Here is a 12,084-nt window from a genome sequence, read left to right as displayed (position 1 = left end):
AAGGGAGGCAAGTATGGCTACAGAAATTGTAATGCCTAAGCTAGGCTTAACAATGACCGAAGGTTTGATAAATAACTGGCTAGTCAAGGAAGGCGACACCGTAGCTGCTGGTCAGCCTGTCTTGGAAATCAGTTCTGAAAAATTGACCAGCGATGTAGAAGCACCAAGCGCAGGAGTGATTTTAAAAATTATCAGTCAGGCGGGCGATACTGTCCCGTGCAAGAAAGTAATTGCATGGATTGGTGAAGCAGGAGAATCTATTCCAGGTATGGAAACAGAAGGAGCCTCTGCGAACCAGTCAGAAAGTGAGCAAGGGGCAGCTGATGCAGGGGTTGGACTAGCAGAAAAAACTGCTGCAGCAAGTTCCAACTCTGTCGGAAACAGTGAACATGGACGTATTTTCATCACTCCTCTTGCCCGCAAGATTGCTAAGGAAAAAGGATATGATATTTCCTTGATTTCAGGAAAGGGAGGCAATGGCCGAATTACCCGACGGGATGTGGAAAATTATAAACCAGAGGCACTTCCAAACCAAACACCTGAAAGTAGCTCAGCAGTCCTTCAGCATGCTGGTCGGGTTGACTATGGTGTAGGATTGACAGGTATGCGCAAGACTATTGCAGAGCGGATGATGACCAGTCTTCAGACATCAGCTCAGGTGACCTTGCACCGTAAGGTGGATATCAGTCGGCTGGTAGCCTTTAGACAGGATATGAAGGATAAGGTCGCTTCTCCACTAGAAAATGGCGAAATCAGCATCACGACCCTGCTTACAAAGGCTGTTGCCAAGGCGTTGAAAGATCACCCTCAGCTCAATGCTTGGTATTTCAATGGTCAATATCAGGAAGTAGAAGATATTCATATTGGTATCGCGACGGCACTTAGTGATGGTTTGGTGGTTCCGGTCATTCGTCACGTGGATAAGCTAACGCTGGCTGACTTGGGCTTAGCTATCAAAACGGAAGCCAATCAAGCTCGTAAAGGAACTTTGGATCCAGCTCTTTACTCAGGTTCAACCTTCAGTATTACTAATCTCGGGGGAGCAGGCATTGAATATTTCACTCCTATCCTAAATACACCTGAAGTAGCCATTTTAGGAGTTGGTGCCTTGCAAACGACACTGGCTCTTGACAGCCAAGGACATGTCTACGAGCAAAAATTCCTGCCGCTCAGCTTGACTTTTGACCATCAAGTCGTAGATGGTCAGCCCGCAGCGGAGTTTCTAGCCAGTCTAGCGGACAAATTGGAGTCTCCTTACGACTTGGTTTTCTGATAGAAGAATGAATGGTGAATTTCATTCCTGAATGATAAAGAAAAAGGCCAGCTGTTTATATCATTCATTAACAGTTGGCTTGTCTTTTTTATTTTTCCCGCATTTGACCTTGTGGGAAGTAGGTTCCTTCTGGCATGTCGTTAATAATGACATGGACAGCAGACTGAGGTGCGCCAGTATTTCTGACAACGGCTTCAGTTACTTCCTTGGCAAGAGCTTTTTTCTGCTCTAGAGTACGTCCTTCAAATAAATCAATTCTAACAAATGGCATATTTTCTGCCTCCTTTATTTCGTTATTATTATTTTATCATAAATGAGGTTTTAAAGAGTAGTAAATTATGGTAAAATAATGTGAAGTAAAAATGGAGATAGTGAATTAGCAAAGATTTAAATTATGGCTCAGTTATACTACAAATATGGCACGATGAATTCGGGCAAGACCATTGAAATTTTAAAAGTGGCCCACAATTACGAAGAACAAGGCAAGAGCGTGGTTATCATGACCTCGGCTGTTGACACCCGCGACGGCTTTGGTGTTGTTTCTAGTCGCATCGGCATGAAGCGGAATGCTATAGCTATTGAAGACCAGACGGATATTTTTGGCTATATCCAGCAGTTGCCTGAAAAACCTTATTGCGTTTTGATCGATGAGGCTCAGTTCTTGAAACGCCATCATGTCTATGATTTGGCTAGAGTGGTGGATGAGCTGGATGTTCCTGTTATGGCTTTTGGTCTGAAAAATGACTTTCGCAATGAACTTTTTGAGGGTTCCAAGCACCTCTTGCTCTTGGCTGACAAGATTGAGGAGATTAAAACCATTTGCCAATATTGCTCTCGTAAGGCCACCATGGTTTTACGGACTGATAACGGAAAGCCGGTTTATGATGGTGAGCAGATTAAAATTGGTGGGCACGAGACCTATATCTCAGTCTGCCGCAAGCACTATTTTAACCCCGACATTAAGTAATCTAACGATAGAAACAAAGGAGATGATGAAAAATCTATGAATATCTATGAACAGTTACAGGCGGTTGAAGATCGCTACGAAGAGCTTGGTGAACTCCTAAGCGACCCAGATGTGGTCAGCGATACCAAGCGTTTTATGGACCTTTCTAAGGAAGAAGCCAGCACCCGAGATACAGTGACGGCATACCGCGAGTATAAAAAAGTCCTGCAAAACATCACAGACGCTGAAGAAATGATAAAAGACGCCTCTGGTGATGCTGACTTGGAAGAAATGGCCAAGCAGGAGCTCAAGGATGCTAAGGCTGAAAAAGAAGAATACGAAGAAAAACTAAAAATCCTCCTTTTACCGAAAGATCCAAACGATGATAAGAATATCATTTTGGAAATTCGCGGTGCTGCGGGAGGAGACGAAGCGCAGTTGTTTGCAGGAGACCTCTTGCAGATGTATCAAAAATATGCTGAAAGCCAAGGCTGGCGCTTCGAAGTCATGGAGGCCTCTTATAATGGTGTAGGCGGGATTAAGGAAGTAGTCGCTATGGTTTCGGGTCAGTCGGTCTACTCAAAGCTTAAGTATGAATCAGGTGCTCACCGCGTACAGCGGGTTCCTGTAACCGAAAGCCAAGGTCGCGTTCACACCTCGACGGCAACAGTCTTGGTTATGCCAGAAATCGAAGAAGTAGAATACGACATTGATCCAAAAGATCTGAGGGTGGATATCTACCATGCTTCAGGTGCCGGTGGACAGAACGTCAATAAGGTTGCGACTGCTGTTCGAATCGTCCATCTACCAACCAATATCAAGGTCGAAATGCAGGAAGAGCGGACCCAGCAGAAGAACCGGGATAAGGCTATGAAAATCATCCGAGCTCGTGTAGCAGACCACTTTGCTCAAATCGCTCAAGATGAGCAAGATGCAGAGCGCAAATCCACGATTGGTACAGGCGATCGCTCAGAGCGAATTCGCACCTATAATTTCCCGCAAAACCGAGTAACAGACCACCGTATCGGACTGACCTTGCAAAAACTGGACACGATTTTAGCTGGTAAACTGGATGAAGTCGTTGACGCTCTGGTTCTCTATGACCAAACGCAAAAATTAGAAGTGCTGAATAAATAATGACATTGGCTCAATATTTGGCGGAGCTAGAGCATGAGCTAGTAGCAGCAGGAGAAGAAACAGAAAGCCTGTCTTTCGTTTATCGGGTTCTCAATGAGCTCTCCTTTACCGACTTTGTTCTCAAACTTCGGACAGAAGTCAGCCAGGAAGATCGTGACCAGCTAAAAGCGATTCAAGAGCAGCTGCTTGCTCACAAGCCAGCTCAGTATATCATTGGCAGCAGTGACTTTCACGGCCTGACTCTCAAGGTTGATGAGCGAGTTCTGATTCCAAGGCCTGAGACGGAGGAGCTGGTGGAGCTGATTTTGTCAGAAAATCCTGAAAGTTCTCTGTCTGTCTTGGATATCGGAACGGGGAGCGGAGCCATTGCTCTTGCACTGGCAAACAGCCGTCCAAACTGGCAGATTACTGCTTCTGATCTCTCTGGCGATGCTCTTGCCTTGGCAGCAGAAAACGCTCAGTCCAGCGGACTCAACCTTGTTTTTGTCCAGTCTGATTGCTTGGATGCAATCAGTGGGAACTTTGACATCATCGTTTCCAATCCACCCTATATTTCAGAAGCTGATAAAGACGAAGTTGGACTCAATGTTTTGAACTCCGAGCCTCACATGGCCCTCTTTGCGGAGGAAGATGGCTATGCCATCTACCGAAAAATAGCTGAGCAAGCAGGGGACTATCTGACAGAAAAAGGAAAAATCTATCTTGAAATTGGCTACAAGCAAGGAGACGGTGTTAGGGATTTATTGAAAGAATCTTTTCCTCAAAAACGAATTCGAGTTCTGAAAGATCAATTTGGCAAAGATAGAATGGTGGCGATGGACAATGGATAAGATAGAAAAGACTCTGGCAGCGGGCGGAGCAGTTGTCCTGCCGACAGAAACTGTTTATGGCCTCTTTGCTCAGGCTTTGAATGAAGAGGCAGTTGAGCGAGTCTACGAATTAAAACGAAGACCCCGTGACAAGGCTCTCAATCTTAATGTGGCTAGCTTAGAAGAGATTTATGCCTTTTCCAAGAACCAGCCCTGCTATCTGGAACAACTCTATCAAGCCTTTCTGCCTGGGCCACTGACTGTTATCCTCCAAGCCAATGACCGAGTGCCTGCCTGGATAAACTCAGGTATGGAAACCGTGGGGTTTCGGATTCCTAATCATCCAGTTACCCTGGACTTGATTCGCAAGTACGGTCCCTTGATTGGTCCATCCGCCAATCTTTCTGGAAAAGTTAGTGGAACTTCTTTTCAACAGATTGTGATGGATTTCCAAGAGCAAGTCTCGGGAGTAGAAGAGGATGCTGCTTTGACAGGTCAGGATTCAACCATTCTAGACTTGTCTGGAGAAAAGGCTCTTATTTTACGCCAAGGGGCAATCACTCGCGAGGATATTATTAATCAAGTAAATGGTATAAAATTTTAACTTTTAGGACCTAAGGTCCTATTTTCGCAAAAGAAGGGAGACACCTTATGATTTTTGACCAAGAAGACTACAAAGCATTTGACCCAGAGATTTGGGAAGCAGTTGCTAAAGAAGAAGAACGTCAGCAGCATAATATTGAGCTGATTGCTTCAGAAAATGTTGTTTCTAAAGCTGTCATGGCTGCTCAAGGTTCTATTTTAACCAATAAGTATGCCGAAGGTTATCCAGGTCGCCGTTACTATGGTGGGACGGATGTAGTGGATGTAATTGAGAGTCTGGCAATTGAACGCGCCAAGGAAATTTTTGGTGCCAAGTTTGCTAATGTGCAGCCTCACTCAGGCAGCCAGGCAAATTGTGCGGCTTATATGGCTTTGATTGAGCCAGGTGATACTGTTATGGGTATGGATTTGTCTGCTGGCGGCCACTTGACTCACGGTGCGTCAGTCAGCTTCTCTGGTCAAACCTATAATTTTGTATCCTATAGTGTTGATCCAGAAACAGAATTGTTGGACTTTGATGCTATCCTCCAGCAAGCCAAAGAGGTTCAGCCTAAGTTGATTGTGGCGGGGGCTTCAGCCTATTCTCATATCATCGACTTTTCAAAATTCCGTGAAATCGCTGACGCTGTAGGTGCCAAGCTTATGGTTGACATGGCTCACATCGCTGGTTTGGTTGCTGCTGGTCTCCATCCAAGTCCTGTGCCTTATGCAGATATCACAACCACGACAACCCACAAGACCTTGCGTGGACCTCGCGGTGGTTTAATTTTGACAAATGATGAAGAATTAGCTAAGAAAATCAACTCAGCTATCTTCCCGGGCATTCAGGGTGGACCATTGGAGCATGTCATTGCAGCCAAAGCAGTTGCGTTTAAAGAAGTGCTTGACCCAGCTTTCAAGGTTTATGCTCAGCAAATTTTGGACAATGCTCAAGCTATGGCCCAAGTCTTCCGTCAGCATGACAAGTTCCGTGTGATTTCTGACGGAACTGAAAATCACCTTTTCTTGGTTGATGTTACTAAGGTTGTAGAAAATGGGAAAGTAGCGCAAAATCTCTTGGATGAGGTTAATATTACCCTCAATAAAAACTCCATCCCTTACGAGACTTTGTCACCATTTAAGACTAGCGGCATTCGTATCGGCACAGCAGCTATTGCAGCTCGAGGCTTTGGTGTAACAGAAAGTATCAAGGTAGCAGAGCTTATTATCAAGGCTCTAGAAAACGCTGAAAACGAAGCGGTGCTGAATCAGGTGCGGGCGGAAGTTCGCGAACTAACGGACGCTTTTCCACTCTATGAGGGTTTGAACTAAGATGGATATTTACGTAAAAAAAGCGATTATTCATCAATTCAGCCCAGCTGATACTGAACTTCTTCTGGCGGATAAGTTTCTCAATATTACTCCCAAGATTGAAGAATACCTGCGCAAGAAGATTGAACGGATCTATTCTGACGATGCTAAAACAGGTGTTTTCGATCCTGAAAACGTCTTTTTAGCCCAGCTTTCAGACGACCTATTGGAAACATCAGTGACAGTTGCCAAGCTCTGGCAGGAGGAGTTTTCTGTCAGTGAAAACCAGAAAACCAACGATCTGATTTTTGTCCAGTTTGACAAAGAAGGTGTGGAGCACTTCGCTTTTCTGCGGATTGCTCTGCGGGAAACCCTAACCCACTTAGGGGGTGAGGTGGACAATCCTATCAAACTGACGCAGAACAATCTGCCTGGCTTTGGTACGGGTGCGGACGAGGCTTTGGTCATCAATCTCAAGTCTCGCAAGTACCATCTGATTGAAAAGCGTATCAAGTACAACGGTGCCTTTCTCAATTATATGTCAGACAATCTCTTGCAGGTCAATCCGACAATCTCAGCCAAGAAATCAATCAAAGCTCTAGAGAAGACAGCTCAGAAGGTTGCCGAGAGTTTTAACAAAGACGATTTCCAGTTCCAGTCCAAGGTCAAATCCAGTATTTTCAAAAATCTGGAAGAAAATGACGAACTGTCGCCTGAGAAATTGGCCGATGATCTTTTTGACAGCAATCTGACTGCCCGACTTACCTTTATTGACCAAGTCAAGGAAGCCATTCCTGAGCCAGTCAAGTTTGATGAGATTGACAGCAGCCGTCAGAAGAAAAAGTTCGAAAATCAGAAACTCTCCCTTTCAAATGGAATTGAGCTCATAGTTCCCAATAATATCTATCAGGACGCAGAGTCGGTAGAATTTATCCAGAACGACAACGGGACCTATTCTATTTTGATTAAGAACATCGAGGATATCCAAAATAAATAATGTTTAAATTTCTAAGAAGACTGATTTTAGTCCTTTTCGTGCTCTTTGCCGGCTACAAGATTTATCAGGTTCATCATGATGTCAAACAAGTCATGAAGTATCAGAGCTTAGTCAGAGAAGTGCTGGACGAGCAGGACACAGCGGCCAATGAAGAATTGGTTCTGGCCATGATTTATACAGAGACAAAGGGAAAAGACACTGATGTCATGCAGTCCAGTGAAAGCGCGACTGGTCAGACTAATGCCATTACGGACAACAAAGAAAGTATTCGCCAGGGCGTTCAAACCCTGTCTGATAACCTAGAGTTAGCCAGCGAGAAAAAGGTGGATGTTTGGACAGCAGTACAAGCCTATAATTTCGGTCAGGCCTATATCGACTACGTCGCTAAAAACGGTGGCGAAAATACGCTGGAGCTGGCTAAGAAATATTCAAAAGATGTGGTGGCGCCAAGCTTAGGGAATGTAACTGGCAAGACCTACGGCTACTATAACCTGATTTCTATTTTCCACGGCCCAGAGCTCTATATCAACGGCGGTAATTATTATTATTCCCGTCAGGTCAAGATGAACATGCACATTATGCGCCTCTTAAAATGGTTTTAGAAAGAAGTTTTCAGCCTTCTTTCTTTTTTGATGGTGAAGTAATAATCCAGATATTTGTAACCACGATGGATACATGATATAATTTTGTACATCTATCATAAAAAGGAATGAAAAATGAACAAAAAACTTGCTTTTAAGCTCCTCATTCTGGTTTTAGTGACAATTGCCGGTCTAACAGCTTTTTACAACCATAAAGAAGCCACGGCACTCAATACAAAACAATATGTTCAGTCAACAACGCCGACCTTGTTTTTCCACGGTTTTGGATCCAGCTCTAATGCTGAAAATCATATGACAGAGGCAGCCAAAAAAGCTGGAGTCACTCAGACAATTATCACAGCAAATGTCAGTAAAAACGGGCAAGTAAGCTTATTAGGCGAGATACCAAAAGGTGCTATCAATCCTATTATCAAGGTAAACTATGAAGATAACCGCAATGCCGACTACGCTCAAGATGGCAAATATGCAGCAGCTGTGATTCGCAAGCTAGAAGAAACTTATGGTTTTAAGAAGATGAATCTGGTAGGCCATTCGATGGGAAATATGTCCATCCTCTTTTATATGCTGGAGAACGGTCAGGATGAAAAGCTGCCCGAGCTGCAAAAGCAGGTCAATATTGCCAACCATGTTAATGGTCTGCAAGGAAGAGACTTGCCTGAAGATTTGAGTATCCTAGACGACCAAACTGGCCAGCCTAGTGCTATGAGCCAGACTTATCAAAAACTACTGGGATTACGAGAAGTTTACCCGCAAGAGCAGGTAGATGTTCTGAACATTTATGGTGATTTTAAAAACGAATCCGATGGATCCGTACTCAATACCTCTTCCCGTAGCCTCAAATATCTCCTGGTTGAGAACGTTAAATCTTATCAGGAAAAGAAAATCACAGGTCAGTTGGCTCAGCACAGCCAATTGCATGAGAATCCAGAAGTAGACGAATTACTGATTGACTTCCTTTGGAAAAAGTAGAAAAGAGCAGTTACTGGCAAGCAAATCCAGTGACTGTTTTTTCTTTGAACTTCTTTGAGAAATGTTGTAAAATGTATCTATTATCTCAAGCCCTCAATGGATGAGATAATAATAACTCCATCATTGCAGCTACCTAACTGAAGCACTCTGAAAACCAAATGGAGCAGAACTCACACGCTCAAGAAACAGAAATTCGAGGCAATCAGATGGAAAGTTTGCTACGAAAAAAGCTATAGAATTTGGGAAACTATAGCGGGAGGAAAAGAGGAAAAAATATGAAATTCAAAAAAACTTTAATGACAGCAGGAGCCTTGCTGGCTACTCTGTTTACTGTATCGACCGCAGCTGCCGATTCAAATGTTCAGAAAGTCATTGATGAGACTTACGTGCAGCCTGAGTATGTGCTGGGTTATTCCTTAGATGAAAGCCAAAAACAGCAGACCTTGCAGATGTTGGGCTACAATTCATCTAGTGACAACAAGCCACTTAAGACCATGACTCCAGAAGTCTACTCTAAAATCATGGATGTTGCTAACGACCCTAGCCTGCAGCTTTATTCTTCTGTAAAAATCCAGAAGTTAGGCAGCAATAAGCCATTAGAGGTCAAAATTGTCACTCCGCAAAACATCACTAAGGTTACAGAAGATATGTATCGCAATGCGGCTGTAACACTGGGTGTTCAGCACGCGCAGATTACCGTTGCTGCACCGATTCCGGTAACAGGTGAGAGTGCCTTGGCAGGGATTTACTACTCTCTAGAAGATAACGGTGCGACCATTCCACAGGAAAATAAAAACCTAGCGCAGGAAGAACTGGCTGCCCTTTCTGGCATCAATGCTGAAAACACAGGTAAGGAAGGCTATGACGCAGACAAGCTCAACGTAGCTCTGGCTGATATCAAAGCAGCCATCGCCAATGCTAAGAAGAACAACAGCAATCTGACAGCAGATGATGTCCGTAAGATTGTTGAAGAAACCTTGAAAAACTACGGTCTGACTCAGTCAGTGACCAGTGACCAAATCAACCTCATCGTGAATTTCGCTATCAATCTTTCAAACAGTGGAGTCATTACAGATTCTGACTTTACAAAGACGCTTAGCGACTTGAAAGACAGCATCGTTTCAAAGGCAGGGGATACCTTTAACAATATTAACCTCAACTTTGATGCAAACGGCCTCCTTCAAGAAGGCGGTAATTTCTTTTCTAATATCTGGAATGCCATTGTCAACTTCTTTAAAGGATTGTTCGGCGGTTAATTTCAAGACTATATAAAACAAGGCTAGGACATTTTAGTCCTAGCCTTGTTTGTTTTTACAGTTATCATTTAAAATAAGATTTGTTTGTTACTCCCATTCAACGACTAAATAAGGTCGTCAAATCGTTTATATAACAGTGTTTTTAGCGTGTGGTTATGATTTTGGAGACAGTTTTGGAGACTCTCTCAGTATTGCTTGATTTCCATTGAAATTAACTTTTGTATTTTTAGCGTGTTGTATATTGATTAATCCAGTCATTTCATTAGCCAGTTCCTTATCAACTCCTGACCACATATGAGCATAGTGCTTCAAAGTGATCTCTGGACTTGAGTGTCCTAGTCGTTTTGAAACGATCAGCACCGATGCGTTAAGCTCGTTAATAAGGTAGGATGCGTGAGAATGTCGTAAACCTTTTGCTTGAATCAATGGGACATTTGCTAATTTGGCATAACGCTTAATGATTCTTGAAATGGTTGATTTAAGCATAGGGTTACCATCGTAACTTAAAACAAAATTTACTTTTCCAAGTTCAGATTGACGTTCTTTCCATGCTTTCAAGATTTGGATGGTATCATCATCTAAAGTAACGATACGGAGACCAGCATCTGTTTTAGTGTGGTTCTGTCTTTGCCAATTATTCTTATTAGTCATAATCAGCATATGAGCCACTCTGAGCTCTTTTTTCTCAAAATCAATATCGTTCCACCAGATTGCTGTTCCTTCGTTCACACGCACCCCGGTACAGAAGTAGAGCCACAGCATAACAAAGCATAAATGCTCATAGAAATCAGAAATGCAGATATTGCTAATAACTTCTTCAAAGTCGTTTTTTGTCCAATACTCAGCGATACTTTTCCCTTTTGGAATAGATTTTACTTTCATTGAAACATTCTTCTGTAGATATTGCATATCAACAGCGAAATCCAATGACTTTCTAAAAGTTCCAAAAGTAAGACCTGCATAGGCTTGCGAATAATTACCACCATTTTTAGCTAATAGCCATGTTCTAAAGTTCTGAACTTCACGAACAGTTATGTCTTTGAGTTTTTTCTTCCCAAATCGATTGAAAACAATTTTTAAGGACGGCTGACGTGTTGCATAAGTATGTTCGCTTACTTCTGACTGATAGTAAGGTAAATAAACTGTATTCATGAACTGCTCATAAGTCATATCGTAATTAGAGTATCCATCTGACTGAAGATAGTCATTTTTGACCCTAATCGCTTCTGTATAGGCTTCTTTGCAGTAGTGAATTTTTTACCATTTGAGTCTTTACGAGACTTTTTCTTGATACGTTTACCAGTGATTTTATCGTTACCTAGGCTAACTTCATAGTAGAATTGACCTTTATCATCAATATACACATCTTGGAAGTTTGTTTTAGCCATAAATTACCTACTTTCTATTCGTTCAGTAACTTAAAGCCAAGAATCTCCTCAACAGCTTCGATTGGAACAGTTCCTAATCGTCTATTGTTGTAAATGGTATACCCTTGTTGTACCATATTCAACTTAGTTTGTCTAATAATTTGTTGAGCTGTAGCTTTTGCGTAGCCTAGTTTAACCAAATCATCAGAAGTAATAGTCAACAGATTTTTACTATTCATTTTCTTCCTCCTTCTTGATATTGTTACGCTGAGGATTGCAACGCCGAGAATCAAGATACTTAGCAAAGAAGTAGGTACGTTCAATGATGAGCCCAAGAAGGGGAGTATGATTCGCACGTGCATACCATACTAGCTCTTCAAACTCAGTGAAGTCATTCTGTTCAATGATATCCACCACCTCTTGCATGAAGTCATCTGAGTTCATCTCTACAAGGAACTTATCAAGGTTAAATCCACAGCCTACCTCAATATCATTCAGATCATATTGCGTTTTATCCTTATTCTCAGCGTGGGTAAAGTAGTCAAAGAGTCCTTTTGGAGATTGGACAACTTCCACGTGAGAAGGGCCGTTCAGCTTATCTTTGATTAGTTCAGATACTTGTTTGTAGCTCTTGAGTGAATCGAAGAAGAATGCTCCGTGTTTGTGAGCCTTTTTCAATTCTCCTGTTTGGCGATTGATGTCTTTATCGTGCCACGGGCTCAAGATAAAGGGAATATGCAATTCTTCAAGAATTACAAGATAGTCTGCAGGGGCGCTCTCTTTGTAGAATAAGAATGTCCACTTGCTAGAACGTTGTTCTTTTGCCATTTTTCAC

At 42.6% G+C, this 12,084-nt stretch carries 13 protein-coding genes and 1 pseudogene; 10 read left to right on the top strand and 4 right to left on the bottom strand.

Features of this window, described 5'->3' with window-relative positions; translation table 11 throughout:
* Positions 1-13: 13 nt before the first annotated feature.
* On the top strand, positions 14-1,273 hold the full coding sequence (locus FKX92_RS03595) for a dihydrolipoamide acetyltransferase family protein (RefSeq protein WP_149565554.1): 1,260 nt from the start codon (positions 14-16) through the stop codon (positions 1,271-1,273).
* A gap of 88 nt (positions 1,274-1,361) precedes the next feature.
* On the opposite strand, the gene FKX92_RS03590 is transcribed toward FKX92_RS03595, so the two are convergent.
* Positions 1,362-1,562: a 4-oxalocrotonate tautomerase gene (locus tag FKX92_RS03590; RefSeq protein ID WP_223310287.1), complete on the bottom strand. Its 201-nt coding sequence runs from the start codon at positions 1,560-1,562 to the stop codon at positions 1,362-1,364.
* Positions 1,563-1,667: 105 nt separating this feature from the next.
* Between FKX92_RS03590 and FKX92_RS03585 the strand changes: the two genes are divergently transcribed.
* The 9 genes from FKX92_RS03585 (at position 1,668) to FKX92_RS03545 (ending at position 9,882) form a co-directional block, all read left to right on the top strand.
* Positions 1,668-2,240 (top strand): thymidine kinase, encoded by a 573-nt coding sequence (locus FKX92_RS03585; RefSeq protein ID WP_002897586.1) that lies wholly within the window; start codon positions 1,668-1,670, stop codon positions 2,238-2,240.
* Positions 2,241-2,276: 36 nt separating this feature from the next.
* Entirely contained in the window at positions 2,277-3,356 is a 1,080-nt protein-coding gene (prfA, locus tag FKX92_RS03580; RefSeq protein WP_149565553.1) for a peptide chain release factor 1, read from the top strand.
* A complete protein-coding gene (gene prmC, locus FKX92_RS03575) occupies positions 3,356-4,186 on the top strand; it encodes a peptide chain release factor N(5)-glutamine methyltransferase (protein WP_149565552.1) in 831 nt (276 codons plus the stop codon). Before prfA ends, prmC begins: the two co-directional genes overlap by 1 nt.
* Positions 4,179-4,769 (top strand): L-threonylcarbamoyladenylate synthase, encoded by a 591-nt coding sequence (locus FKX92_RS03570; protein WP_125341687.1) that lies wholly within the window; start codon positions 4,179-4,181, stop codon positions 4,767-4,769. Before prmC ends, FKX92_RS03570 begins: the two co-directional genes overlap by 8 nt.
* Before the next feature lie 47 nt (positions 4,770-4,816).
* On the top strand, positions 4,817-6,079 hold the full coding sequence (gene glyA, locus FKX92_RS03565; RefSeq protein WP_002895517.1) for a serine hydroxymethyltransferase: 1,263 nt from the start codon (positions 4,817-4,819) through the stop codon (positions 6,077-6,079).
* A 1-nt stretch (position 6,080) separates the two neighbouring features.
* Complete coding sequence (locus tag FKX92_RS03560) at positions 6,081-7,055, top strand: nucleoid-associated protein (protein ID WP_149565551.1); 975 nt, start codon at positions 6,081-6,083, stop codon at positions 7,053-7,055.
* On the top strand, positions 7,055-7,657 hold the full coding sequence (locus FKX92_RS03555) for a lysozyme family protein (RefSeq protein ID WP_002897579.1): 603 nt from the start codon (positions 7,055-7,057) through the stop codon (positions 7,655-7,657). Before FKX92_RS03560 ends, FKX92_RS03555 begins: the two co-directional genes overlap by 1 nt.
* A 114-nt stretch (positions 7,658-7,771) precedes the next feature.
* Positions 7,772-8,626 carry an alpha/beta hydrolase gene (locus tag FKX92_RS03550; protein ID WP_149565550.1) on the top strand — a complete coding sequence of 285 codons (855 nt, stop codon included), beginning with the start codon at positions 7,772-7,774 and terminating at the stop codon, positions 8,624-8,626.
* A gap of 275 nt (positions 8,627-8,901) precedes the next feature.
* Entirely contained in the window at positions 8,902-9,882 is a 981-nt protein-coding gene (locus FKX92_RS03545) for a DUF1002 domain-containing protein (RefSeq protein WP_002895511.1), read from the top strand.
* 153 nt (positions 9,883-10,035) lie between these two features.
* Here the strand turns inward: FKX92_RS03545 and FKX92_RS03540 are convergent.
* The 3 genes and pseudogenes from FKX92_RS03540 to FKX92_RS03530 all read right to left on the bottom strand — a co-directional run bounded on the left by FKX92_RS03540 (position 10,036) and on the right by FKX92_RS03530 (position 12,077).
* Positions 10,036-11,270: pseudogene (locus FKX92_RS03540) on the bottom strand (tyrosine-type recombinase/integrase).
* Between the two features lie 14 nt (positions 11,271-11,284).
* On the bottom strand, positions 11,285-11,488 hold the full coding sequence (locus FKX92_RS03535; RefSeq protein WP_001086263.1) for a DUF3173 domain-containing protein: 204 nt from the start codon (positions 11,486-11,488) through the stop codon (positions 11,285-11,287).
* Complete coding sequence (locus FKX92_RS03530) at positions 11,481-12,077, bottom strand: replication protein (protein WP_002900373.1); 597 nt, start codon at positions 12,075-12,077, stop codon at positions 11,481-11,483. Before FKX92_RS03530 ends, FKX92_RS03535 begins: the two co-directional genes overlap by 8 nt.
* Positions 12,078-12,084 lie beyond the last annotated feature (7 nt).

It is taken from the genome of Streptococcus sanguinis (assembly GCF_008329445.1).
GTDB classification, from domain to species: Bacteria; Bacillota; Bacilli; order Lactobacillales; family Streptococcaceae; genus Streptococcus; species Streptococcus sanguinis_O.
Note: the sequence above shows the minus strand (reverse complement) of the source record. Positions and strands in the feature narration are given on the sequence as shown.